22 protein-coding genes are annotated in these 25291 nt (G+C 73.1%); 8 read left to right on the top strand and 14 right to left on the bottom strand.

Going from position 1 to position 25291, the window contains the following annotated elements; genetic code table 11:
- The 5 genes from QMC84_RS08030 to lepA form a co-directional block, all read right to left on the bottom strand.
- The gene (locus tag QMC84_RS08030) at window positions 1-684 is read right to left on the bottom strand and encodes a hypothetical protein (protein WP_300373637.1); all 684 of its coding nucleotides are present in this window, start codon (window positions 682-684) and stop codon (window positions 1-3) included.
- 90 nt (window positions 685-774) lie between these two features.
- Window positions 775-2616, bottom strand: coding sequence for an AMP-dependent synthetase/ligase (locus QMC84_RS08025; RefSeq protein ID WP_300373635.1), 1842 nt, complete (start codon window positions 2614-2616; stop codon window positions 775-777).
- Between the two features lie 83 nt (window positions 2617-2699).
- Window positions 2700-3347, bottom strand: coding sequence for an MOSC domain-containing protein (locus QMC84_RS08020; protein ID WP_300373633.1), 648 nt, complete (start codon window positions 3345-3347; stop codon window positions 2700-2702).
- Window positions 3348-3462: 115 nt separating this feature from the next.
- Window positions 3463-4374: an aminoglycoside phosphotransferase family protein gene (locus tag QMC84_RS08015; protein WP_300373631.1), complete on the bottom strand. Its 912-nt coding sequence runs from the start codon at window positions 4372-4374 to the stop codon at window positions 3463-3465.
- Entirely contained in the window at window positions 4374-6290 is a 1917-nt protein-coding gene (gene lepA, locus QMC84_RS08010; protein ID WP_300373629.1) for a translation elongation factor 4, read from the bottom strand. Before lepA ends, QMC84_RS08015 begins: the two co-directional genes overlap by 1 nt.
- Window positions 6291-6384: 94 nt before the next feature.
- Between lepA and QMC84_RS08005 the strand changes: the two genes are divergently transcribed.
- Window positions 6385-7332 (top strand): phosphotransferase, encoded by a 948-nt coding sequence (locus tag QMC84_RS08005; protein WP_300373627.1) that lies wholly within the window; start codon window positions 6385-6387, stop codon window positions 7330-7332.
- A gap of 123 nt (window positions 7333-7455) precedes the next feature.
- Window positions 7456-7716 (top strand): 30S ribosomal protein S20, encoded by a 261-nt coding sequence (rpsT, locus tag QMC84_RS08000; protein WP_300373625.1) that lies wholly within the window; start codon window positions 7456-7458, stop codon window positions 7714-7716.
- A 237-nt stretch (window positions 7717-7953) separates the two neighbouring features.
- Here rpsT and holA read toward each other — a convergent pair whose 3' ends face one another.
- The 6 genes from holA to QMC84_RS07970 all read right to left on the bottom strand — a co-directional run bounded on the left by holA (window position 7954) and on the right by QMC84_RS07970 (window position 18241).
- Window positions 7954-8946 carry a DNA polymerase III subunit delta gene (gene holA / locus QMC84_RS07995; protein ID WP_300373623.1) on the bottom strand — a complete coding sequence of 331 codons (993 nt, stop codon included), beginning with the start codon at window positions 8944-8946 and terminating at the stop codon, window positions 7954-7956.
- A 12-nt stretch (window positions 8947-8958) separates the two neighbouring features.
- Window positions 8959-11298 carry a ComEC/Rec2 family competence protein gene (locus tag QMC84_RS07990; protein ID WP_300373621.1) on the bottom strand — a complete coding sequence of 780 codons (2340 nt, stop codon included), beginning with the start codon at window positions 11296-11298 and terminating at the stop codon, window positions 8959-8961.
- A gap of 4 nt (window positions 11299-11302) precedes the next feature.
- On the bottom strand, window positions 11303-12220 hold the full coding sequence (locus tag QMC84_RS07985) for a helix-hairpin-helix domain-containing protein (protein WP_300373619.1): 918 nt from the start codon (window positions 12218-12220) through the stop codon (window positions 11303-11305).
- Between the two features lie 158 nt (window positions 12221-12378).
- Complete coding sequence (locus tag QMC84_RS07980; RefSeq protein ID WP_300373617.1) at window positions 12379-13233, bottom strand: DegV family protein; 855 nt, start codon at window positions 13231-13233, stop codon at window positions 12379-12381.
- 43 nt (window positions 13234-13276) lie between these two features.
- A complete protein-coding gene (leuS, locus tag QMC84_RS07975) occupies window positions 13277-15769 on the bottom strand; it encodes a leucine--tRNA ligase (protein WP_300373615.1) in 2493 nt (830 codons plus the stop codon).
- Between the two features lie 369 nt (window positions 15770-16138).
- The gene (locus QMC84_RS07970; RefSeq protein ID WP_300373613.1) at window positions 16139-18241 is read right to left on the bottom strand and encodes a PhoX family phosphatase; all 2103 of its coding nucleotides are present in this window, start codon (window positions 18239-18241) and stop codon (window positions 16139-16141) included.
- A gap of 97 nt (window positions 18242-18338) precedes the next feature.
- On the opposite strand from QMC84_RS07970, the gene QMC84_RS07965 reads away from it, so the two are divergent.
- Window positions 18339-19796 (top strand): NAD(P)/FAD-dependent oxidoreductase, encoded by a 1458-nt coding sequence (locus QMC84_RS07965; protein WP_300373611.1) that lies wholly within the window; start codon window positions 18339-18341, stop codon window positions 19794-19796.
- A gap of 90 nt (window positions 19797-19886) precedes the next feature.
- Window positions 19887-20447 (top strand): hypothetical protein, encoded by a 561-nt coding sequence (locus QMC84_RS07960; protein WP_300373609.1) that lies wholly within the window; start codon window positions 19887-19889, stop codon window positions 20445-20447.
- A 67-nt stretch (window positions 20448-20514) separates the two neighbouring features.
- On the opposite strand, the gene QMC84_RS07955 is transcribed toward QMC84_RS07960, so the two are convergent.
- The 3 genes from QMC84_RS07955 to QMC84_RS07945 form a co-directional block, all read right to left on the bottom strand.
- A complete protein-coding gene (locus tag QMC84_RS07955) occupies window positions 20515-21204 on the bottom strand; it encodes an HAD family hydrolase (RefSeq protein WP_300373607.1) in 690 nt (229 codons plus the stop codon).
- 27 nt (window positions 21205-21231) lie between these two features.
- Window positions 21232-21450 (bottom strand): hypothetical protein, encoded by a 219-nt coding sequence (locus QMC84_RS07950; RefSeq protein ID WP_300373605.1) that lies wholly within the window; start codon window positions 21448-21450, stop codon window positions 21232-21234.
- 75 nt (window positions 21451-21525) lie between these two features.
- On the bottom strand, window positions 21526-21873 hold the full coding sequence (locus tag QMC84_RS07945; RefSeq protein WP_300373603.1) for an MmcQ/YjbR family DNA-binding protein: 348 nt from the start codon (window positions 21871-21873) through the stop codon (window positions 21526-21528).
- A 91-nt stretch (window positions 21874-21964) separates the two neighbouring features.
- On the opposite strand from QMC84_RS07945, the gene QMC84_RS07940 reads away from it, so the two are divergent.
- The 4 genes from QMC84_RS07940 to QMC84_RS07925 are packed head-to-tail and all read left to right on the top strand — an operon-like array spanning window position 21965 to window position 25282.
- Window positions 21965-22891: an alpha/beta hydrolase fold domain-containing protein gene (locus QMC84_RS07940; protein ID WP_300373601.1), complete on the top strand. Its 927-nt coding sequence runs from the start codon at window positions 21965-21967 to the stop codon at window positions 22889-22891.
- 29 nt (window positions 22892-22920) lie between these two features.
- The gene (locus QMC84_RS07935; RefSeq protein WP_300373599.1) at window positions 22921-23373 is read left to right on the top strand and encodes a hypothetical protein; all 453 of its coding nucleotides are present in this window, start codon (window positions 22921-22923) and stop codon (window positions 23371-23373) included.
- Window positions 23370-24599 carry a divalent metal cation transporter gene (locus tag QMC84_RS07930; protein WP_300373597.1) on the top strand — a complete coding sequence of 410 codons (1230 nt, stop codon included), beginning with the start codon at window positions 23370-23372 and terminating at the stop codon, window positions 24597-24599. The genes QMC84_RS07935 and QMC84_RS07930 overlap by 4 nt, the downstream gene beginning before the upstream one ends.
- The gene (locus tag QMC84_RS07925) at window positions 24596-25282 is read left to right on the top strand and encodes a hypothetical protein (protein ID WP_300373595.1); all 687 of its coding nucleotides are present in this window, start codon (window positions 24596-24598) and stop codon (window positions 25280-25282) included. The genes QMC84_RS07930 and QMC84_RS07925 overlap by 4 nt, the downstream gene beginning before the upstream one ends.
- Window positions 25283-25291: the final 9 nt, after the last annotated feature.

Below are 25291 nucleotides of genomic sequence, written 5' to 3'. Positions count from 1 at the left end.
CTAGCTCGCCACCTCGACCCCGGCGACCGGGGCGACGCCCTCCAGCCGGCGACAGGTCTGGTCCTCAGCGGGGAACCACAGCGCGCCGCGGCGCGGCGGCGCCGTACCGCGCTGCGCCTCGACGACCAGCCTCCGGGCCCGCAGGTGCCCGTGTCCCGCGCCGGCGCCGGACCAGGCCGGCTCGCGGCTGGTCAGCCGCACCTCGCAGCGCGGCCAGTCCCCCGGCGTCCGCTCCTGGGCGACCAGGACGGCCGAGCGCTTGCGGAGCCGGGCGGCCAGCCGGTCGGCGACCTGCTCGGTGACCCGGCCGGGCGGGCTGACCACCACGACCGTGGCGACGTCCACGAGCGCGGCGGTGACCTCCAGCCACTGGTCACCGGGGTCGGGGACCAGCACGGTGCGGCCCAGGTCGACCCCGAGCGCGTACGCCGCCTCCGCCCCGAAGTCGCCCACGCCCACGACCGCGCACCAGCCCCCGGCCCGCGAGGGCCCGGCCATCAGCGCGAGCGCCAGGCTCGCGCTGTCGACGGCGTAGCTGCCCCCGGCCCGCAGCTGGACCAGCCCGGCGAGCGCCGGGTGGGTCTCCAGCGCCAGCCGCGGGACCCCGTCGTGCATGCGCGCCATCCGGTTGCGCAGCTGCGCGATGGTCTCGGCGGTGCTGCCGGTGCCGGTCGAGGTGCCCACACCCCATCATCGAACATGTGTTCGAGTGAGTCAATCGGGGGCCGGTCCATCGATTTTCGTCGGCCGGCCGACGTTTCTCGACCGACCCGCTCAGCCCCCGTACAGCGAGTCGATCAGCTCCTGGTTGTTCTTCTCCACGATGTTGCGCTTGACCTTCATCGAGGGGGTGAGCTCGCCGGACTCGATGGTCAGGTCGTGGTCGAGGACCCGCCACTTCTTGATGGTCTCCCAGCGGTTCAGGCGGGAGTTCAGCTCGTCGACGTACTCCCCCACCATCTTCTGGACCTGGTCGGAGTTGACGACCTCGGTGTACGACGAGCCGGCCATGCCGTTCTCCTCCGCCCAGCCCGCCATCGCGTCGGGGTCGAGGGTGATCAGCGCGACCACGTAGTTGCGCTCGTTGCCGAAGACCAGGAACTGGCTGGCGTAGGGGCAGACCGCCTTGAACTTCGACTCGATCGCCGAGGGTGCGACGTACTTGCCGCCGGAGGTCTTGAAGAGGTCCTTGATCCGGCCGGTGATGGTCAAGAAGCCGTCCGCGTCGAGGCTGCCCTTGTCGCCGGTGTGCAGCCACCCGTCGTCGGTGAGCGTCGCCGCGGTCTCCTCGGGAAGGTTGTGGTAGCCGGCCATCACGTGCGGGCCGCGCAGCAGCACCTCGTCGTTCTCGCCGATCTTGACCTCGCTGCCCGGGAGCGCCGGGCCGACGGTGCCGATCTTGTAGTCGGCCGGGTGGTTGACCGTCGCGCCCGCGGCGTTCTCGGTCATGCCGTAGCCCTCGAGGATGAGGATGCCGGCGGCGTGGAACCACTCGGCGATCTCCGCGTTCAGGGCGGCGGATCCGGAGATGAAGAAGCGCACCCGGCCACCGAAGCGCTCGCGGACCTTGCTGAAGACGAGCTTGTCGAACAGCCCGTGCTGGACGCCCAGCAGCAGCGGCACCGAGCGGCCCTCGCGCTTGAGCTGGTCGACCTTGATGCCGACCTGGAAGGCCTTCTTGAAGATCTTCTCCTTGGCACCGCCCTCGGCGGCCTGCATGGTGACGATCCGGCCGTGCGCCTTCTCGAAGATGCGCGGCGCGGCGCCCATGAACGTCGGCTTGACGACCCCCAGGTTGTCGACGATCTTGTCGACCCGGCCGTCGATGGCGGTGGCGAAGCCACAGGCCAGCTGCGCCGAGAGCAGCACCTTGCCGAACGAGTGCGCCATCGGCAGCCACAGGAACTGCAGGTCGTCCTCGTGCAGGATGTCCTGCACCTGGATGGCGGTGCCCTCGTAGACCCAGGACCGGTGCAGCAGCCGCACGCCCTTGGGCCGGCCGGTGGTCCCGGAGGTGTAGATGAGCGTCGCGAGCTGCTCGGGGGCGATCGCGCGGACGGTCTCCTCGATGACGCCCGGGTGCTCGGCGAGGTAGGCCTCACCCAGCGTCGACAGGTCGTCGAGCCCGATCACCCAGTCGCCGTCGGCGGTCCCGTCGAAGGTGACGATCTTGTCGAGGTGCGGCAGCTCGTTGCGGTGCCCCTTGAGCTTCGCGATCTGCTCGTCGTCCTCGGCGAAGACCACCCGGCACTCGGAGTCGCTCAGGATGTACGCCGTGTCCTCGGCGTTGGTCGACGGGTAGACGGTGGTCGTCGCCGCGCCCGCGCACATGATCGCCAGGTCGGCCAGGATCCACTCGTACCGGGTGCCGGCCGCGATGCCCACCCGCTGCTCGGACTGGAGCCCCAGGGCGAGCAGACCCGCCGCGAGCTTCTCCACGAGCTCACCGGCCTGCTTCCAGGTGACCGACTCCCACGCCTCCCCTCGCGGGTACCGGAACGCCTCCCGCTCGGCCGACGCGGCGACCCGGTCGAGGAACTGGAGGGCGAAGTTCTGGGTCAGGTTGTCGACGAAGCCGGCGTCGTAGTGGGGGGCGCTGCTGGCCTGGGCGGTCATGGACACTCCTGCAGTGCTGCCGAGAAGGACGGGTTGCGCAGTAACCTAGATCACCTAAGCGACTCGCGGGTAGCAAACCCCCCTCAACCGCGCGCCGCGACGTACTTCTCGGCCGTCGCGCGCGCCTGGTCGACCAGGCCGTCGACGCGCAGGAGCTCCGGCAGCAGGCCGGTCTCGGTCGTCAGCGCCCGGAACATCGTCGACACGGTGACGCCGTGCCCGGGCCGGTGCACCACCGCGATCTCGTCGCCGGCGCCGATCTCGCCCTCGACGAGCACTCGCAGGTAGGGCCCGGGACGGCCGGTGGCGGTGAACCGCCTCACCCAGGCCCGGTTGTCGTAGCCGCCGACGCCCATCCAGCCCTTGAAGTCGTTGCACGGGATCCGCACGCTGGCGACCTCGAGCTCGGCCGAGCCGATCCGCCAGCGCTCGCCGACCTCGGCCTCGTTGACGTCGATGCCGCGGGTCGTGAGGTTCTCCGCGAATCCCCCGTCCCGGATCTCCTGGCCGAGCTCGACCGCCCACCGGTCCAGGTCCTCCCGGGCGAAGGCGTACACCGCCTGGTCGACGCCGCCGTGGTGGACGGTGTCACCGATCTGGTCGCCGTCCAGGCCGAGCGTGCGGACCGCGACCCGGCCGGTGACCGGCCGCTTGTCCATGCCGGAGTGCCCGAGGTTCGCGTACGGCGCTTCGCGGTCGAGACCGACGTTGACGGAGTGCAGGATGGCCACGGCGCCATCCTCCCAGGTGCGGCCACGCGGGCGCCGGTCTCCCGAACACGCCGGCCGCGAGCCCGCTCGCGCGGCTCGCTCGACCACCATCGACGGATCCGCCGGCGCGCCTGCGTCAGTCCTGCACCGACTTCGCCACGGTGACGCAGCGCGTGAGGTACTCGTCGGTCGGGGTCAGCCGGTGCGCCTCGGGCGGGTCCTGCAGCCGCCACAGCGCGTTGCACAGCATCCGGACCACGACCCAGTCCCGGGCCCGGCGCTCGTCGAGCCCGGCCACGTCGACCAGGATGTGGAAGCGCAGCCGGATCCCGTCCCGCACGCTCCGGGTGGCCGAGACCAGGTCGTCCCACCGGTTCCAGAGCATCGGCGCGACCTCGTAGTGCGGGTCGCCGCTGAGCGGCTTCGGGTCGATCGCCAGCCACGGCTCGCGGTCGGCCGCCAGCACGTTCGCGTAGTGCAGGTCGGTGTGCACCAGCCGCCCGTCGGTGGCCTCGTCGACCGCGAGGCTCCGGCCGAGCGCGGCCGCCTGCTCGACCAGCCGGCGCGGCAGCGGGGCGTCGCGCGGGAGGGCGGCGAGCTCGGTGCCCCACCGGGCCACGCAGGAGGACAGGGTCACCAGCTGCGGCGGGGCCGGCACGTGCAGCCGCTCATACAGCCCGCCCACGACGGCACAGGCCTCGACGTCCCACAGGTCGCCCAGGTCCTCGGGGTGCAGCCGCTCGAGCAGCAGCGCGTAGCGGTGCGGGTCGGCGCGCAGCAGCTCGACGGCGCCGTCACCGTGCCAGCGCTGGAGCGCGACGTGCTCGAGCTCGGCCTCCCAGTGCGGCCAGCTCACCTTGAGCACCGCGGGCCGCCCACCGGCCGTCCGCACCGGCAGTACCAGGGCACAGAAGCCGTGCGTGGCGGGCCCGTCGACGATGAGCTGCCAGTCCTCGAGCAGGCCACGCACCAGCCCCGGGAGCCGGTCGAGGAACGCGACCCACTCCGGCCCGCGCGCGGCGTACGCCGAGAACCCGGACGGCAGCACTACTTCTTGGACTTCTCCGAGGTGGGGGCGTTGGAGAGCGCGGCGATGAACGCCTCCGGCGGCACCTCGACGGTGCCGATGTTCTTCATCCGCTTCTTGCCGGCCTTCTGCTTCTCCAGCAGCTTGCGCTTGCGGCTGATGTCGCCGCCGTAGCACTTGGCGAGCACGTCCTTGCGGATCGCGCGGATGTTCTCCCGTGCGATCACCCGGGCGCCGATGGCCGCCTGGATCGGCACTTCGAACTGCTGCCGCGGGATCAGCTCCTTGAGCTTGCCGGCCATCATCACGCCGTAGGAGTACGCCGCCTCGCGGTGCACGATCGCCGAGAAGGCGTCCACCGGCTCACCCTGGAGAAGGACGTCGACCTTGACCAGGTCCGCGGCCTGCTCGCCGGAGCGCTCGTAGTCGAGCGAGGCGTAGCCCTTGGTGCGCGACTTGAGCTGGTCGAAGAAGTCGAAGACGATCTCGCCCATCGGGAGCGTGTAGCGCATCTCGACGCGGTCCTCGGAGAGGTAGTCCATGCCCTGGAGGGTGCCGCGCTTGGTCTGACAGAGCTCCATGATCGTGCCGATGTAGTCGCCCGGGCTCAGGATCGTGGCACGGACGACGGGCTCGCGGATCTCGGCGATCTTGCCCTCAGGGAACTCGCTCGGGTTGGTCACCTCGTGCTCGGTGCCGTCCTCCATCGTCACGTGGTAGACGACGTTGGGCGCGGTCGAGATCAGGTCGAGGTCGAACTCCCGCTCCAGCCGGTCGCGGGTGATCTCCATGTGCAGCAGGCCGAGGAAGCCGCAGCGGAACCCGAAGCCGAGGGCGCCGGAGGTCTCCGGCTCGTAGGTGAGTGCGGCGTCGTTGAGCTGGAGCTTCTCCAGCGCCTCGCGCAGGTCGCCGAACTGGTCCCCGTCGATCGGGTAGAGCCCGGCGTAGACCATCGGGTTGGGGTGCTTGTAGCCGCCGAGCGCCTCGGTCGCGCCGCCGTGCTGGGTGGTCACGGTGTCGCCGACCCGCGACTGGCGGACGTCCTTCACACCCGTGATCAGGTACCCGACCTCGCCGACCCCGATCTCGTTCGACTTGACCTGCTCGGGGCTGATCACGCCGAGCTCGAGCAGCTCGTGGGTCGCGCCCGTCGACATCATCTTGATCCGGTCGCGGTGGGTGAGCGCGCCGTCGATCACCCGGACGTAGGTGATCACGCCGCGGTAGGTGTCGTAGACGGAGTCGAAGATCAGCGCCCGGGCCGGCTTGTCGGCCGCCCCCACGGGGGCCGGCGTCTCGTGGACGATCAGGTTGAGGAGCTCCGCGACGCCGTCGCCGGTCTTCGCGCTGACCCGCAGCACGTCCCCGGGCTCGCAGCCGACCAGGCCGGCGAGCTCGGCGGCGTACTTCTCCGGGTTCGCGCCGGGCAGGTCGATCTTGTTGAGCACCGGGATGATGTGCAGGTCCGCACCCATCGCGAGGTAGAGGTTCGCGAGCGTCTGGGCCTCGATGCCCTGCGCGGCGTCGACCAGCAGGATCGCGGCCTCGCACGCCTCCAGCGAGCGCGAGACCTCGTAGGTGAAGTCGACGTGGCCCGGGGTGTCGATCATGTTCAGCACGTAGGTGCCCGGCTCGGCGCCCGCGGCGTTCCCGGCCGGCACCGTCCACGGCATCCGCACCGCCTGGCTCTTGATCGTGATGCCGCGCTCGCGCTCGATGTCCATCCGGTCGAGGTACTGCGCCCGGGCGCTGCGCTCGTCGACGACCCCGGTCAGCTGCAGCATCCGGTCGGCCAGCGTCGACTTGCCGTGGTCGATGTGCGCGATGATGCAGAAGTTCCTGATGATCGCGGGATCGGTGTGGCCGGGGAGCGGCGCGGGGTTCGTGGGCACAGGTGACTCTCGTCGAGCGGGCGGGGACGGCGCCCATTGTTCCATTGCGCGGGCCGAAACCCTCACTCCGCACCAGCCCGGCACGCGCCCGGCGCACACCCCGCGCGATCGGCGGGGCCGGATCCGCGAGGATGGCTCGGTGAGCGCCGCACGCCGTCCGACGACCATCCCGCACGGCCGCACCGCACGGCGGCTGGAGTGGCCGCACCTGCCACCGCGGATCCGCGCCCTGGTCGAGCAGCGGTGCGGGTCGCCGGTGGTCGAGGCCGCCTCCCAGGGCGCCGGGTTCACCCCGGGCTTCGCGTCCGTGCTGACCTGCGCGGACGGCTCCCGGCACTTCGTGAAGGCGGCCTCGGCCCGGGCGCAGCGGATGTTCGCCGAGGCCTACCGGGAGGAGGCGCGCAAGCTGGCTGCGCTGCCCGACGAGGCGCCGGCACCGCGGCTGCTCTGGGTCCACGACACGGGCGACCCCGACGACTGGGTGGTGCTCGGCATCGAGCACGTCGCCTCCCGCCAGCCGGAGCGTCCCTGGCGCGTGGAGGACCTGGCGGCCTGCGTGCGGATGACCGAGCAGCTGGCGCTCACGCTGACCCCGCCGCCGGCGGGACTGGCTGTCGACGACTTCGCCACCGAGTTCGACGGCTGGCCGGCCCTCTGGGCCGACGTACGCCGCGACCACGCCGACCGGGCCGCCGACCTGGCCGCGCGGTTCCGTGAGGTGACCGCCGGGTCCACGCTGGTCCACACCGACGTCCGCGACGACAACCTGATGCTCGCCGACGACGGCCGGGTCCTGCTGTGCGACTGGAACTGGCCGGTGGTCGGCGCGGCCTGGCTGGACACCCTGTTCCTGCTCATCGGGCCGCGCGGCGACGGGCTGGACGTGGACGCCGTGCTCGCGGGCTCGCCGCTGACCCGCGACCTCGACCCCGAGGCCGTCGACGTCGCGCTCGCCCTGGTCACCGGCTACTTCCTCCGCTCCGCGGCCCTGCCGGTGCCGCCGACCTCGCCGTACATGCGCGACGCCCAGCGCTGGCAGGGCGAGGTGTGCTGGGAGTGGCTCTGCGAGCGGCGCGGGTGGACGTGAGGAGCGATTTGGGCCGCTGCGCGCTGCGCTGCTAACGTTGTCCGTCGCGTGTCCGGCTGCCCGCACGCCGATACGCACCCAGACATCAAGACCCGTGTCCACATCGACCAGAAGGCTGCTCCAGTGGCGAACATCAAGTCCCAGATCAAGCGGAACAAGCAGAACGAGCGGCGCCACGAGCGCAACAAGGCCGTCAAGACGGGCCTGAAGACCGCCGTGCGCAAGTTCCGCGAGGCCGCCGAGACCGGCGACAAGGACAGCGCCGTGGCGCTCGGCCGCGACGCCGCACGCAAGCTGGACAAGGCCGCCTCCAAGGGCATCATCCACAAGAACCAGGCCGCGAACCGCAAGTCCGCGATCGCCAAGAAGGCCGCGACTCTCTGAGCCGCCGCCACCGTCGACCCGTCAGACCAGGTCTGGCGGGTCGATCTGCATTTCGGGCTGCCGCCGGCCCGCCTAGCAGGAGCAACGGATGGTCCGCGGCGCTGGCCCGCAGGTTTCCCCGGCCGGCCGGGGAAACCGGCACTTGTCGGGCGAAGTTTCGGCCCACAAGTGGCAACATCCCCGGCTAGCCGGGGAAACCGTCGACAGGCCGCCGGGGCGGGGAGGACCGGGGCGGCGTCAGCGGGGCTCGCGGAGGCCGGTGATCGTCAGGACCAGGCGCTCGAGGGTGTACGACGGGTCGCTGGCCGCGCCCTTGATGTCGGCGTCGGCCCGGGCGATCGCGCGGATCGCGCGGGCGATGCCGCCGTCGGACCAGCCGCGGGACTGGTCGCGGATGGTGCGCAGCTTCCACGGCGGCACCCCGACCTCGCGGGCCAGGTCGGCGTCGCGCATCCCCCGCGGGGCCGCCTTGTAGCGCGCCACCCCCCGGGCGCCGCCGGCGAACGCCGAGGTCACCAGGACCGGTGCGGTGCCGCCGTCCAGGGCCCAGCGCAGCTCCTCGAGCGCGGCGGTGCGCCGGCCCCAGAACGCGGCGTCGGCGACGGCGAAGGACTTCGCCTCGGCCCGGCCGCCGAAGTACTGCTTGACCTTCTCGACGCTCAACGGCTGGCCCGGGAAGTCGTTGGTCAGCTGGTCGGCGGCCGCCGAGAGCGAGCGCAGGTCCTGGCCGACGGCCTGCACGAGGAAGTCGGCCGCCTCCTGGTCGATGGACGACCCGTGGCTGCGCACCTCGGCGGCCACGAACGACGGGAACTCCGCAGGACGCAGCTCCCCCGACTTGGACTCGGTGACCGCCTCCAGCTTGCGCAGCTTGGTGAGCGTGCCGCTTCCCTTGGGCCCGCCGCCGTGCACCAGCACGAGCGCCACGTCCTCCGCGGGCGCCGTGGCGTAGGCGACCAGTCCCTCGACCGACTCGTCGGGCAGGTTCTCCAGTGCCCGCACGACGACGCACCGGATGCTCGAGAACAGCGAGGGCGCGGCCAGCTCGCCCAGCGTGGCCAGCGAGAGGTCACCGGCCACCGTCTCGGACAGCTCCGCCTCGGCGTCGTGGCCGCGGACCGCGGCGCGCACCGCGGCGACCGTCCGCTCGTTGAGGAACTCCTCCTTGCCGGTCACCAGGATGACCCGACCGAGGACGTCTGCCGCGCGCGGCTGGGAGGGACCTGCCATGGTGCGCACACCCTAACGCGTGGCCACCGACAGCCCACCGCCCTCACCGGTGCCGTCCCCCGCACCGTCGACGATGACCGCGAGGTCCCCGTCGAGGTCGGTGCGCAGCACGCGTACGCCGGCGGCCTCGAGGGGGGCGAGGGTCTCCGGCGCCGGGTGCCCGTAGTCGTTGTCGGCACCGACCGAGACGAGCGCCGCTCGCGCGCCCAGGCTCAGCAGCCAATCCTCGTCCTGGTAGCGGCTGCCGTGGTGAGGCACCTTGAGCACGTCCACCCGCAGGCCTGGCAGCGCCCGCGCGAGCGCGGCCTGGCCCTCGGGCTCGACGTCACCGGTGAGCAGCATCCGCAGGCCGCGCACCTCCACCAGCAGCACCACGCTGGCCTCGTTCGCGGTGCTCCCGTCACCGGGTCCGACCGTCGGGGAGTCCGCCGGCGGCCACAGCACCTGGAAGGACACCTGGCCCACGCGGCGCGTGGCGCCGTACGGCGCGGGGACCGCCGCGAGGGCAGCGCCGTCGAGCGCGTCGAGCGCGTCGGACACGGCGGCCACGCCCTCGGGCGGGTCCAGCAGCCGGGTGGTCTCCACGGCGCCGACGGTGCGCCCGTCGAGCACCCCGGGCAGGCCGTCGACGTGGTCGGCGTGGAAGTGGGTCAGCACCACCAGCGGCACCGTCTCGATCTCGAGCCGGTCCAGGCAGGCGTCCACCAGCGCCGGCTCCGGCCCGGCGTCGACGACCACGGCGGCGTGCGGCCCGGCGTTGAGCACCAGGGCGTCGCCCTGGCCGACGTCGCACGCGACCAGCACCCACCCGTCGGGAGGCCAGCCCGGCGTCGGCAGGCGCACCAGCACGGTCGCGACCAGCAGCGCGCAGCACCCCAGGCCGGTGGACCTGCGCCGCAGGAGCAGCGGACCCACGAGCGCGATCGTCGCGACCACCAGCGTCAGCAGGGCCAGCGCGACGGCCCCGGTCCCCCACCCGAGCGCCGCGGACGGCAGGGCCGCGCCGCGGGTGGCGACCACCACGAGCCAGCCGACGCACCAGCCGGCGAGGGTGCCGAGCAACCGGCCGCCGGACTCCCAGACGAGCCCCACGAGCCCGCCCCCGAGCCCGAGCACCGTCGCCGGGCCGACCACCGGCGCGGCGGCCAGGTTGGCGGCGACCGCGACCAGGCTGACCTGGCCGGAGATCGCGGCCACGACCGGGGTGCAGGCCAGCTGGGCCGCGGCCGGGACCGCAATCGCCTCGGCCACCCACCGCGGCAGCCACCGGGCGAGGGCGTCGCGCCATCCCGGCGCGAGCAGCAGGATGCCGGCGGTCGCGAGCACCGAGAGCGTGAAGCCCGCCGAGGCGGCGAGGTCCGGTCGCACCAGCAGCAGCGCGAGCACCGCCACGCCCAGCGCCCGGGAGCCCCGCTCACGCCCCTCCGTGCCCATCGCGAACAGCGCGACCGTCCCCATCACCGCGGCCCGCAGCACGCTCGGCTCGGTGCGGGCCAGGAGCACGAAGCCGGCGATGCCCAGCGCGCCCACGGCGTACAGCCAGCGACCTCGGACTCCGCACCAGCGGGCGAGCACGAGCAGGAACCCGACCACCAGGGTCAGGTTGGTGCCCGAGACGGCGAGCAGGTGGGTGAGCCCGGTGGTCCGGAAGTCCGCGGCCAGCGTGTCGTCGACTGCGGCGTCGTCACCGTCGACCAGCGCGGGGACCAGCGACCGCTGGGCGTCCGGCCGGCGCGCGACGGCCGCGCGGACCGAGGCGCGCACCGCCGCCGCTGCGTCCCACCACCGGTCCGGGTCGTCGACCACCTCCGGGGGGCCCCGGGCGCCGAGGACCGCGGCGAGGTCGCCGCCGTCGGCCGGCGAGAGCCGGCCGGCGGCCGTCACGGTCGCACCCAGCGGGACGTCCGCCCAGTCCTCGTCGGCCAGCACCAGGACCGGCGCGGCCAGGGCGTACGTCGCTCCGCGCCCGGTCACTTCGCGGACGTCGAGGCGCACGGTCACGATGTCGCCGAAGCGGCCCTCGGCGCGCCGCGGGTCCGACCGCACCGTGCCGACCAGACGCACCGCCGCACCCTCCCGGGCGAGGTCCGCGACCGGGCTGTGGGCGACCTGCTCGAGCCGGAGGGTCGCGACCGCACCCACCGCGGCGACGACCAGGACCAGCCCGGCGGTCGTGCGCACCGCTGCTCGACCACGGCCCCGGGCCGACGGCCAGGCCAGCAGCCCGACTCCCAGGGCCGCCGGGAGCACCCACCAGCCGATCGCCCGGGCGGCCAGGGCGCCGCCCCACGCCGCACCGCCGAGCAGCAGCATCCGCAGGTCGGGCGGCCGGCGGGGTAGAGCCTCGGCCACGTCGTCAGACCGTCACGAAGGGCGCGAGCTGACCGAGCGTCGCGTCGCCGATGCCGTCGACCTCCAGCAGCTCGTCGACCGCGGTGAAGCCGCCGTGCTCGGCACGCCACGAGAGGATCGCCTGCGCCGTCACCGGCCCGACCTCCGGCAGCGCCTCGAGCTCGGCCTGGGTGGCGGTGTTGAGGTTCACCAACGGCCCGCCGGAGGCTCCGGGACTCGGCACCGCGGCGGCCCCGAGGGTCGTCGGCGGCGGCTCGCCCACCACGACCTGCTCGCCGTCGACGAGCACCCGGGCGAGGTTCAGCCCGGACAGGTCGACGCCCCGGCGGGCGCCGCCGGCCGCCTCGAGCGCGTCCACGACGCGGGCGCCGGTGTCGAGCACGACGATCCCGGGCCGGCGGACCTTGCCGGTCACGTCCACGGTGACCGTCGCGGCCGCGGACGCCTGCGCCGCGACCGGGGACGCGTCCGAGAGCGGTCCCTCCGTCGTCAGGGCTGCACCGGTCGGCTCGAGCACGGGCGCCTCGAGCCGGTCGGCGTCGCCACGCACCACCCACCAGCAGGTCACGGCCAGCCCAAGGGCGACGACCAGCGCGACGACCGTGAGCTGCGCCGGCCCGAGGGACACCCGGCCGCGCAAGGTGGCCGGCAGCACCGCGGTCGGCCCGCCGGGCCGTCGCGACGCGTGCCGCCCGGGAACCGGCACCGCGGGTGGCGTGCCCGGGCGCGGCGCGCCCCCTGGCGGCTCGGGCGGCGGGACCCCTGGCGGCTCGGGCGGCGGACCTGGGAGCGCACCGGGGAGGGCAGCGGGGAGCGGAGCCGCCGGCCGGGCGCCCGCCAGCTCGGCGTGCAGCAGCGCGAGGCGGCGGGCGACGACCTCCTCGCGCTCGGGGCGGGGACGGGCGGAGCGAGGGGTGGACATGCCGCGACGCTAGGCAGCGGCACGGACCCCGGCCCGCGCCTGCGACCACGGATGTGGACGGCGGCGCCGCAGCACCGCCTGTGGACGCCGCCCGGGCCGAACGTCCGGGTCAGCGCCGCGCGGCCCGAGGCTCCGGAGTCCGGGCTCCGGGTCCCGACTCAGAGTCGCGGAGCGACGCAGACGGCGATCATGCCCGGACCGACGTGGGCGCCGAGGACGGCGCCCAGCTCGCCGCACCAGACCTCGCGGCCGTCGAGGTTGCCCTCGAGGCGGCGCGCGAGCCGCTCGGCGAGCTGGCCGGCGCGCTCGGGGTTGGCCAGGTGCGCGACGCAGGCGTCCACCGCCGCCTCCCCGGCCGCTTGCACGGCGAGCTCCTCGAGGCGCGCGAGCGCCCGTGCCGAGGTGCGGACCCGCTCGAGCGAGGCGACCACGCCGTCCTCGATCTGGAGCAGCGGCTTCACCGACAGCGCGCCGCCCAGCAGGGCGGCGGCCTTGCCGATCCGGCCGCCGCGGCGCAGGTACTCCAGCGTGTCGACGTAGAACAGGGAGGCCGACGCGGCGGCCCGCGCCCGGGCCGCCGCCGCGGCCGCGGCCGCGTCTCCCCCGGCGTCGAGGACGTCGGCGGCAGCGAGCACGGCGTACCCGGTCGCCACGCCGACCTGCCGGGTGTCGACCGGGAGCACCCGGATCGAGGCGTCGCGGGCGGCCAGCTGGGCGGACTCGAAGGTGCCGCTCATCTGACCGGACAGGTGGATCGAGACGATCTCGGTGGCGCCGTCCCGGGCGGCCTGCTCGTAGACCTCCAGGAGCGCGGCCGGCCCGGGCCGGGACGTGCTGACCGGCTTCCACTCCTTGAGCGCGGCCGCCACCAGCTCCGGCGTCGCCCCGTCGGCGCCCTCGTCGTACACGGTCGCACCGATCACCACCTGCAGCGGCACCACCAGTACGCCGCGCTCGGCCGCCACCTCCGGCGGGAGGCTGGCGGTCGAGTCGGTGACGATGACGACCGGCATGAGGGCGAGGGTAGTGGTCTCGGCAAGCCCGACCACCGAGCCGTCACACGACGACGTTGACCAGCTTCGGCGCCCGGACGATCACCTTGCGCACCGGGCGGCCGTCGATCGCGCGGACCACGGCGGGATCCGCCATCGCCAGCTGCTCCAGGTCGGCCTCGCTGATGTCCGGCGCGACCTCCAGCCGGGCGCGCACCTTGCCCTGGATCTGGACCACCGCGGTCACCTGCTCCTCGACCAGCAGCGCCGGGTCCACCTCGGGCCAGCCGACGCGGGCGACCGTGGGCTCGTGCCCCAGCCGCTCCCACATCTCCTCGGCGACGTACGGCGCGACCAGCGACAGCAGGATCGCCACCGTCTCGGTCGCCTCGCGCACCGCGGGGTCGGCCGGGCCGGGGCCGCCGTCGATCGCCTTGCGGGTGGCGTTCACCAGCTCCATCACCCGGGCCACCATCACGTTGAACCGGTAGGACTCGACCAGCTCGGCCGCGTCGTGCACGGTCCGCGCGGTGACCCGGCGCAGCGCGACGTCGCCGCCGGCGGCCGGCGTACCGGCCGCGGAGGTGACGTCACCCGACAGCCGCCAGGCGCGCTGCAGGAACCGCAGGGCGCCGGCCGGCGACACGTCCGCCCAGTCGATGTCGTCCTCCGGCGGGCCGGCGAAGACCAGCGTCACACGGACCGCGTCCACCCCGAACTCCGCTAGTTGGTCCCCCAGACTGACGCCGTTGCCCAGCGACTTGCTCATCTTCTTGCCCTGGTTGATGACGATGCCCTGGTTCAGCTGGGCGGCGAACGGCTCGTCCACCTCCAGCATCCCCATGTCGCGCAGCACCTTGGTGAAGAAGCGCGCGTACAGCAGGTGCAGGACCGCGTGCTCGACGCCGCCCACGTAGATGTCGGCGGGCATCCACGCCTTCGCCTTCTCCACGTCGAACGGGCCGTCGGTGTAGTCCGGCGAGCAGTAGCGCAGGAAGTACCAGGAGGAGTCGACGAACGTGTCCATCGTGTCGCTGTCCCGCTTGGCGGCGCCGCCGCACTCGGGGCAGGTGACGTTGACCCAGTCCTCGGCGGCCGCCAGCGGCGACACGCCCCTGGGCTTCAGGTCGGCACCCCGCAGCTCGGGCAGCTCCAGCGGCAGCTGGTCGTACGGCACGGCGACCTCGCCGCACGCGTCGCAGTGGATGATCGGGATCGGGACGCCCCAGTAGCGCTGCCGGCTCAGCAGCCAGTCGCGCAGCCGGAAGTTGACCGCGCCGGTGCCGGTGCCGGCGGCCTCCAACATCTCGATGGTGGTGCGGACGCCGGTCGCCTTGTCGGTGATGCCGTCCAGCGGGCCGGAGTTCACGTAGACGCCGTCACCGGTGGTGGCGACGTACGTCTCCTCCGGGTTCTCCTCGCCGGTGTCCACGACGCGCCGGACGGGCAGGCCGAACTCCTTGGCGAAGTCCAGGTCGCGCTGGTCGTGCGCAGGGACGGCCATGATCGCGCCGGTGCCGTAGTCGGCCAGCACGTAGTCGGCCGCCCAGACCGGGATCCGCTCGCCGCTGACCGGGTTGACCGCGTGCACGCCCAGGAACACGCCGGTCTTGGGACGGTCGGTCGCCAGCCGGTCGATCTCGGACTCCCGGCGCACGCTCTCCAGGTAGGTCTCCAGCGCCGGCCGCTGCTCGTCGGACACGATCTGCGCGGCCAGCCTGGCGTCCGCGGCCACGACCATGAACGTCGCGCCGTACAGGGTGTCCGGCCGGGTCGTGTAGACCGTCACCGGCTCGTCACGCCCCTCGACCACGAAGTCGACGTGCGCGCCCTCGGAGCGCCCGATCCAGTTGCGCTGTGCGGTGACGACCCGCGCCGGCCAGGTCGGCTCCAGGTCGTCCAGGCGGTCCAGCAGCTCCTGGGCGTAGTCGGTGATCTTGAAGTACCACTGAGTCAGCTCGCGCTTGGTGACCTCGGCGCCGCAGCGCTCGCAGCGGCCGTCGACGACCTGCTCGTTGGCCAGCACCGTCTGGTCGTTGGGACACCAGTTGACCGGTGAGGACTTGCGGTAGGCCAGCCCGCGCTCGCGGAACTTCAGGAACAGCCACTGGGTCCAGCGGTAGTACTCCGGGTCGGAGGTGTGCAGCCGGCGCGACCAGTCGAAGGAGACGGCGTACCGCTTGAAGGACTCGTACTGCGTCTCGATGTTCGCGTAGGTGTAGGTCGCCGGGTGCTCGTCGTTGCGGATCGCGGCGTTCTCGGCGGGCAGGCCGAAGGAGTCCCAGCCCATCGGGTTCAGCACCTCGTAGCCGCGCTGCCACCAGTAGCGCGCGATCACGTCGTGCAGGGCGGTGACCTCCGCGTGGCCCATGTGCAGGTCGCCGCTGGGGTAGGGGAACATCGTGAGCGCGTACTTCCGCTCCCGCGGCGACGCGTCGTCCGCGCGGAAGGGCTGCAGCCGCTCCCACACGGGCAGCCACTTGTCCTGGATCGCGCGCGCGTCGTACGTCGCGGTCTCCGTCGCCTGCGGGGCCTGCTGGGTCTCCTGCTCGCTCATCTCGTCTCTCTCAGCTCTGGTGTCGTGGGGCTGCTCCGGGCACAAAAAAGCCCCTCGGGCACGAGGGGCAGCCGCGTCGAGGTGGTGCGATCGACGCGGCTAGGTAAGGAGCAGGGTCCTCCACATGCAGCCAGGGTACCCCTCCCGCGCCGGAGGGCCACAGTCGCCCGACGGGGCCGAGTCGGGCTCTCTTGTTGAGTGTGCGTGCTAACCCCGGGACGTCACACACCGCCACGATCAGAGAACGTACGGTTCGTATGACGTCCCGAGGCCCGCAGCCGACGCACCGACCGCAACCACACCGTCTCGCGACTGACCCAAGAGCGATCCGCGGCCGGCGTGGCGGCGAAGCCGACACGCCAGACGCGGTCAGGCCTGGCGGAACGCGACGCAGACCGAGGGGCGCGGGAAGTCGTCGGTGTGCGGCCAGGTGCTCGCCTGGTCCTCGAACGTCGCCCCGTCGACCTCGCCGGGGTGCTGGACCGCGAAGAACAGCGACCGGTTCTGGTCGGCGATCAGCGGGCCGCAGGCCTCGGCACCGCGCGGCATCGTGACGAACTGCTGGACCCGGCCGCGCTCGGGGCCCTTGGTCGGCACCCGGAAGATGCCGTCGTTGGAGCCGAGCGCGTTCCCGTCGGTGGAGATCCAGAGGTTGCCGGTCGTGTCGAACGCGACGTTGTCCGGGCAGCTGATCGGGCTCACGCCGGCCTTGTCGTAGCCGCCGAAGTAGGTCTCTGCGGCGGCCGGGTCGCCACAGACCAGCATCAGGTCCCAGGTGAACGTGGTGGCAGCGTGGTCGGTGGCGGCCGGGGTCAGCTCCAGCACGTAGCCGTTGCGGTTGCCCGAGGCCGAGGTGAGCGGCTCCCCCAGCGCCGACCGGACCATCGAGGAGGTGATCGGGTTGGCCTCGTCGGCCTCCATGCCGGCCTTGCCGCGGTTGGAGTTGTTGGTCAGCGCGGCGTACACCTTGCCGTTGACGGGGTTCGGCTCGACGTCCTCGGGACGGTCCATCCTCGTGGCCGCGACCCTGTCGGCGGCCAGGCGGGTGAAGATCAAGACGTCGGCGACCGACATGCCGTCGACGAACGACTCTGTGTCGGAGCAGAGCGGGATCCACCGCCCGGTGCCGTCGAAGACGCCGTCGTCCGTACCGTCGCCGGCGAAGGCGGCGACGTGGAGCGTGCCCTTCGACAACAGCGTCATGTTGTGCCGTCGGGCCTTCGCCGTACCGCTCCTGTCGAGCTTCCCGGCCGACACGTACTTGTACATGTAGTCGCCCCGCTCGTCGTCACCCATGTAGGCGACGACGCGACCGTTCCTGGCGATGGCGATGTTGGCGCCCTCGTGCTTGAACCGGCCGAGCATCGTCAGCTTGCGAGGCGTCGACGTCGGGTCGTCCGGATCGATCTCGACGATCCACCCGAAGCGGTGCGGCTCGTGCGGCTCGGTCGTCAGGTCGAAGCGCGGGTCGACGGCCGACCAGCCCCTGCTCCCGGTACCGGTGATGCCGTATCGGGCGTACTCAGCCGCGTAGCGGGGGTCGAGCTCCCCGGACTTGTCGAAGTACTGGTTGAAGTTCTCCTCGCCGGAGAGGACGGTTCCCCACGGCGTCGTTCCGCCGGCGCAGTTGTTGAGGGTGCCCAGGACGCGCTTGCCGGTCGGGTCGGCCGTCGTCCGGAGCCGCTCGTCGCCGGCCGCCGGGCCGACGATCGTGAAGGCGGTCTCGGTGTGGATGCGCCGGTTGCGGCGCGCCTTGGCGGCCGTCCGCTCGCGGAGCCACGACCCGGGCACCAGCCCGCGCTTGATCGTGACCACCGACATGCCGTGGTTGGCCATCGCGATCCTCGCGATGTCCTCGGCCGAGTACGCACCGGTCGGGAACATCAGGTCCTCGTCGGTGTACTCGTGGTTGACCACGAGCAGCGCCCGCTTCTTGTCCCGGGCCAGCGGCAGCACGCCGACGTAGTCACAGTTGTAGCCGAACTGCTGCCTCGCGGCCTCCGGCGTCTGGTGGCGGACGTCGAACCCCGGCGCTCCCGGGACCACCGGGTCGCCCCAGCGGATCACGACGTCGTGGTCGAAGCCCTCCGCCGTGGTCACCGCGTCCCGCTTGTTGGGCGCCACCGGCCGGAACGCCGTCCGGGCGAGGTCGCCGGCCGCAGCCCGCTCACCGGTTGCTGGGGTACCGGGCGGCACCGAAGCCGCGGCCGGAGCCTGCGAGCCGACCATCCCGCCGAGCACCAGCGCGCCCGATCCGACGGCGGCGCCCTTGAGCACGGAGCGGCGCTGGACGGCCTTCGCGATCTCGTCCTGGATGTGCCCGTTGTCGCTGCGGTTGGGCTCGGGCCGGTCGCAGGCGTTGCCGCAGCGGAAGTAGCAGGTCAGGTGGCTCCGGGAGCCGTGCCGGTTGCCGGAGCCGACCGGGTGCACGGGCAGCAGCGGGCGGTCGTGGGGTGCGGGGGCAGTCGTCATGGACCGGAACCTAGGGACCGCAGGTGCCGTCTCGGCGGAAGGAACGTGACCCGGACGTGAACGACGGCCGACGACCCGGACCGCTACGGTCGGCACCATGCACGTGGTCGTCATCGGCGCCGGGTTCGGCGGGCTGGGCATGGCCCACGCCCTCAGGCAGGCGGGCGTCACGGACGTGACGATCCTCGAGAGGGCCGAGGAGATCGGCGGGGTCTGGCGGGACAACACCTACCCGGGCGCCGCGTGCGACGTCCCGTCGCCGCTCTACTCCTGGTCGTGGGCGACCAACCCGGAGTGGGGCCGGCGCTACTCCCCGCAGCCGGAGATCCTCGACTACATCCGGCGCACCGCCGCGGCGGACGGGCTGCTCGACCTGGTCCGCACCGGGGTCGAGGTCACCGCAGTGGAGTACGACGACGCCACGTCGACCTGGCGGGTCATCACCAGCACGGGCACGGTGACGGCCGACCTGGTGATCTCCGCCGTCGGGCAGCTCTCGAACCCGATCGTGCCGACCATCCCGGGCGCCTCGACGTTCGCCGGCCCCGCCTTCCACTCGGCGCAGTGGCGCCACGAGGTCGACCTGACCGGCAAGCGGGTCGCCGTCGTCGGCACCGGCGCGAGCGCGATCCAGTTCGTCCCCGGGATCGTGGACCGGGTCGGCGCGCTCGCGGTCTTCCAGCGGTCCGCGCCGTACGTCGTCCCCAAGCCGGACCAGGCCTACCGACCGCGCCACCACCGGCTGTTCCACCGGTGGCCGGCGATCCCGGCCGCGGAGCGGCGGGCGGTCTACTGGCTCACCGAGCGGCTCAACGGAGCGCTGGCGGGCGAGTCGCCGATCACCCGGCCGATGATCGGCGCGCTGCGAGCCGCGTGGCGGCTCCAGCTGCGCCGCCAGGTGCGCGATCCCGCGCTGCGCCGCAGGCTGCTGCCCGACTACCCGATCGGCTGCAAGCGCCTGCTGTTCTCCAACGACTGGTACCCCGCGCTGGACCGCGACCACGTCGACGTGGTCACCGACCGGATCACCCACATCGAGCCGGCCGGCGTACGGACCGCCGACGGCGCGCTGCACGAGGCCGACGTGCTGATCTGGGGCACCGGCTTCGCCGCGACCGAGTTCCTGGCCGGCATCGACGTGCGCGGCGCCGGCGGCGTATCCCTGAAGGAGGTGTGGGCCGACGGCGCCCGCGCCCACCTCGGGCTGAGCGTGCCCGGCTTCCCCAACCTGTTCTGCGTCTACGGGCCCAACACCAACCTCGGCGGCAGCTCGATCATCGGGATGATGGAGGCCCAGGCCGGCTGGATCGCCCAGGTCGCCCGGCGGATCGCCGACGGCGCCGCGCACCGGGTCGCCGTGCGCCGTGAGGTCTGGGAGGCCTACGACCGCGAGATGCAGGGGCGACTGGGCGAGAGCGTGTGGGCGGGCTGCGACAGCTGGTACGTCGACGGCAGCCGGATCACCACCAACTGGCCCGGCCTGGTCACCGAGTACAAGCGACGCACCGCGACCGTCGACTGGAGCGAGCTCGAGGAGGTCGGCCGGTCGCAATAGCCACACCGGGCCGGTCGCGGACGCCCGTCCGCGTCAGGTGGGCGCTGGGGATCTGCTCTTTGCTGACGAGCACCCATCCCCTCCAGAACGGTGGACCAGCTCATGTTCAGCAGGCTCAAGGCACGGATGACCTACGCGAACGTCGCCAGCACCATGGCCCTGGTCATCGCGATCGGCGGCGGCGGCGCCGCGGTCGCGGCGAGCATGGTGCCTGCCAACTCCGTCGGGTCGCGTCAGATCGTCAACAACTCGGTGAAGAGCGTCGACCTCAAGAACGGCGGCGTCACCGGCACCGACCTGGCTGCCGGCGCGGTCGACCGGGCGAGCGTGTTCGGCACCGGAGACCTGGGCGTCGTGCGCGCCTACGCGTGGAACAGCTCCCCGAGCGCGAACGCGGACCTGACCAGCAACGGCTACACCTACAACCGCTCCGGCGGCTCGGTCGACGTGGTGCACAACGGCACCGGCAGCTACACCATCACCTTCGCCGGCCTGAACCTCAACGGCGGCAACGTGGTCGTCTCGGGGTACGGCGGCACCCCGACCTGGTGCACGGTCGGCTCCTGGGGGTCCAGCAGCGTGAACGTGCGCTGCTTCGACAGCGCGGGTGCCCCGGCCGACAGCTACTGGACGATCGCGGCGAGCGACTAGCCAGCGACCGGCCGGCACCAGGCGGCGACCAGGTGACGAGTGCCGGCGGGACGGGGGCCCGCCGGCACTAGCCCGGCGTGCCCGGCGTGCCCGTCGCGGCCGTGGCGAACGCCGCGTCCAGGTGGGCGAGCAGGTCGGCCGGGTCGTCGTACACGGCGACGGCGCCGGCGTGCAGGAGCTCCTGGCGCCCGTAGCCGCCACAGAGCAGCCCGATGGTCGGGATCCCCTGCGCGTCGGCGGCCGCCACGTCCCACACCGAGTCGCCGATCATCACCGCGCGGCCGCCGGCGACCTTCTCGAGGGCGGCCTCGAGCAGCTCGGGGTCGGGCTTGGACTCCTCGGCGTCCTCGCTGGTGGTCCACGCGTCGGAGTGCTCGCCCGCGCGCAGCAGCTCCAGGGGGCGCTGGGCGTGCTTCGGGATGCTCGAGCTGGCCAGCACGACCTTCGCGCCCGCCTCGCCGATCGCGATGAGCAGGTCGCGCGCCGACTCGAAGAGCCGGGTCCGGTCGATGACCTCGTCGTACTCCTTCTCCCAGCGCTCGCGCACCTCGTCGCCGTGCCGGTCCTCGACGTCGTCGCCGGCGACGGCCGCGACCAGGCGGTCCCCGCCCATCCCGATGTGGCGATGGATCGCGGAGACCGGGACGTGCCGGTCCAGGACCCTGTCGAAGGCGCGCGACCAGGCCAGGGCGTGGTGGTAGTTGGAGTCGAGCAGCGTGCCGTCGATGTCGAGGACCACGGTGTCGAAGGAGGCCATGCGCGTCGGTGCCCGGTCACCCGGCCTTCATGCTCGGGCGGCGCCCACGGAGGTCGCCCGGGTCCGGGCCCAGCGGTAGCCGGCCTTGCCCGACGGGGAGCGCTCGACGACGTCGACCCGGACCACCGCCAGCCGGTCGCGCTCCGCGTGGCAGCCCAGGCCGTGCTCGACCCACGCGTGCGCGAGACCGTCGACCCGGGCGTCCAGCCCCGCGTAGGTCAGCCTCCGGTCGCGCCAGACCAGCACCTCCTGGTCGGGTACCGCGCGGGCGACCGTGGCGAGGACCGTCGACAGGTTGGTCCGGGCGATGCTACCGCGCGGTCACACCGGGAGCCGGTCCGCGCGCTCGGCCACCAGCTCGGCGGGCGCCGAGAGCCGCCACGCCTCGAAGACCAGCTCGGCGAGCTCGTCGCGCTCGACCTTCTCCAGGTGCACGACGACCCAGCCGAAGCCGTGCGCCGTGAACTGCACCTCGAACACGTCCGGTCGCTCCCCCACCAGCCCGAGCTGCTCGGCGATGGTCTGCTTCAGCCCGACGGTCACGGTGCGCTCCCACAGATAGGCGAAGCGCTGGCCGAGGACGTCGAACTGCGACCACCGGGCCCGGTCGGTGCGCGTCACGCCCGGCAGCTGCGCGACCAGGCTCGAGAAGTCGTCGATCGAGCTCACCCCTGGATCCTCCCGCACGAGGCTCCTCGGCCCTCGGTGCGTCGCCCCAGGAGCCGGCCCGGCTCACCGCCGGTCCGTCAGGATGGGCGGCATGGTCACCTGGCACGTCGACGACCGACCGGCGAGCCTGCGGGCTCGCGGGTACGTCGTCCTCATGCGCCTGGCGCGAGACAAGCAGGCGTTCGAGGGAGCCGAGCGCACCCGCCGGACCGCCCTGGACCGGCAGCGCAAGGGCGACCGGCCACCCACCCTGCTGACCCGCCTGGCCTGCCGGGTCGCGACGACCACCGTCGGCGACCTGCGAGTGTGGACCGCGAGGCCCCGGCGCCCGCGACCGGTCGCCCGGGTGCTCTACATCCACGGCGGCGGCTACGTGCACCCCCTGACCGCCGACTACTGGCGGCTCGTGCGCGCACTGGCTCGCACCCCGGCCGAGGTGGCGGTGCCGGCGTACCCCCTCGCGCCGGACGCGACCGTCGCGCAGGTGCTCCCCCAGCTCACCCGGCTCGCGGCGGCGAGCACCGGTGCGGACGACCTCCCGACGGTGCTGATGGGTGACTCCGCGGGCGGCGCGCTCGTCATCGTGCTCGCGCAGCAGCTCCGCGACGCTGGCGGCCCGCAGCCGGCCGCGGTGGTGGCGCTGTGCCCCTGGGCCGATGCCACCCTCGACGAGCACGAGGTCGCCGACCTCGAGGCCAGCGACCCGATGCTCGCAGAGTCCGGGCTGCGCGCGGCCGGACGGTGGTGGGCCGCGGAGCGCGGCCCCGCCGACCCGACCGTGAGCCCGGTCCACGGCGACCTCTCCGGCCTCCCACCCCTGCACGTGCTCATCGGCGACCGGGACATCCTGCGGCCGGCCGTCGACGCGCTCGCAGCGCGCGCCGAGGGTGCCGGCGCCGCCCTGGACGTGATCGAGGTGCCGTCGATGTTCCACGTCTGGATGACCCGGGCGATCCCCGAGGGCCGGCGCACCCGCGGGCTGCTGCGCAGCCTCGTGCGTCGATCGGCGACCGATTGACCCTCCGACCCTCTGGGTACGGAGCCGGCGTGAGATCGACCGCGCGTGCGCTCGCGGCCCTGGGCACCGCGCTGGTGGTGCTCCTGGGCGGCGGCTGCGCACCCCAGTCGCCCGACCACACCTCGTGGACCGACCAGGCCCGCCAGGCCCTGGAGGACACGGCCAGCCAGGTGGCCACCGTCGCCCTGCTGCTGCGGCTCGAGCGCGAGAACAAGGTGCCGGGCAAGTACCAGCAGGTCGTCGCGCAGGACAGCGAGTCCGCGGTGGGCGCGACCATGGCCAAGTTCGGCGGGGAGCAGCCCGAGCCCCGCGACGACGCGACGTACAAGCGCGTCACCAGCTTGATGTCCGACGCCTCCGACCTGCTCAGCGAGGTCCGGATCGCGATCGTGCGCCGCGACAGCGACCGGTACCCGAGGCTGCTCGACCAGCTCGAGGGACTGGACCGTGACCTGACCGACGCCGCGGACGGCCTGCGGTGAAGAAGTACCTCGCGGTCGCCCTCGGCATCCTCACCGCGATCGGCGGCTTCGTCGACATCGGGGACCTCGTCACGAACGCCCAGGTCGGCGCGCGCTTCGGTCTCTCCCTGGCCTGGGTGGTCGTCGTCGGCGTCCTCGGCATCTGCGTCTTCGCCGAGATGTCCGGCCGCGTCGCCGCGGTCAGCGGGCGGGCCACCTTCGACCTGGTGCGCGAGCGGCTGGGGCCGCGGCTCGGGCTGCTGAACCTGCTCGCCTCGCTGCTGATCACGTTCCTCACGTTCGTCGCCGAGATCGGCGGCGTCGCCCTCGCGCTCCAGCTGGTCGCCTCCGTGCACCTGCTGCTGATCGTGCCGCTGATCGGGCTGCTGGTCTGGTTCGTGCTGTGGAAGGCGAAGTTCAGCGCGATCGAGAACGTGCTGGGCCTGCTCGGGCTCGCGCTGATCGTGTTCGCGGTCGGACTGTGGCAGCTCGGCCCGGACTGGGCCGCGCTCGCCCAGCAGGCCGCGGCCGCCGAGAAGCCGTCCGACGAGCACTGGCGCACCTTCGCCTACTACTCCGTCGCGCTGTTCGGCGCCGCGATGACGCCGTACGAGGTCTTCTTCTTCTCCTCCGGCGGCGTCGAGGAGCGCTGGACCCCGGAGGACATCCCGACCATGCGAGCCAACGTCTTCGTCGGGTTCCCGCTCGGTGGCCTGCTCTCGCTGGCGATCGCAGGGAGCGCCTGGCTGGTGCTCGGCCCGTCGGAGATCAGTGTGGACAGCCTCGGCCAGGTCGGGCTCCCGGTCGCCGCCGCCCTGGGCAAGGTCGGGCTCGCCTTCGCGATCCTCGGCTTCGTCGCGGCGACGTTCGGTGCGGCCTGCGAGACGGGCCTCAGCGTGGGCTACAGCATCGGGCAGTACTTCGGCACCCAGTGGGGCAAGTACGTCCGCCCGAGCCAGGCGGTCTCCTTCCACGCGGTGGTGGTGCTGGCCACGCTCGCCGCCACGGCATTCCTGATGACCGCCGTCGACCCGATCCTGGTCACGGAGGTGTCCGTGGTGTTCTCGGCGGTCGCGCTGCCGCTGACCTACTTCCCGATCCTCGTCGTGGCCAACGACCCCGACTACATGGGCGAGCACGTCAACGGACGCCTGGCCAACGGTCTCGGCAGCATCTACCTGGTGGTGATCGGGGTGGCCTCGGTGGCGGCGCTGCCGCTGATGATCTGGACGAGGATGGGCCAGTGAGCGGCGACGAGCGCCGGGAGAACCGGCTCGAGGGACGGATCGACGGTGCCCTGCACCTGCTCGACCGTCAGCTCGTCGACTCCGAGGGCGCCCTGCTCGGCAAGGTCGACGACGTCGAGCTCACCCAGGTCGGCACGCACCTGGCGATCACCGCGGTGCTGACCGGGCCCGCTGCGCTCCTCGCCCGGATCGGCGGACGGACCGGCAGCGCGCTCGTGGAGAAGTGGGCCCAGCTCAAGCCCGCCGAGCCGCACCGAACCCGCCCGTGGCGCATCGACATGGAGGACGTGGACCGCCTCGACAGCGCGCTGCACCTCTCGGTGCGACGCGACGGGGTGCTGCGCCGCGACCACGAGGGCCACCGCCTGGGGCGGCTGACCGGGATGGCGGTCCGCGGCCCCGACGGCGAGCGGGTCGGTCGGGTCATGGACGCCCGGTTCGAGCCCGGTGACGACGGCTCGCTGGTGCTCTGCTCGCTGATGGTCGGGCACGGCCGTCCGGGGTCGCTGCTGGGCTACGACCGGCGCGGCGACCAGGGCCCGTGGCTGGTGCGGACCGTCGTACGCCGCCTGCATCGGCACACCGTGATCGTCGGCGCCGAGGCGGCCGAGATCGCCTGGCCGGAGTCGACCGTCCGCCTGAGCGAGCTGCCGAGCGAGGCCCCCGACCACGCCTTCGGCTGAGAGCGGACC

It is taken from the genome of Nocardioides sp., from assembly GCF_030019515.1.
Taxonomy (GTDB): Bacteria; Actinomycetota; Actinomycetes; order Propionibacteriales; family Nocardioidaceae; genus Nocardioides.
This window is presented reverse-complemented; position numbering and strand designations above follow the sequence as displayed.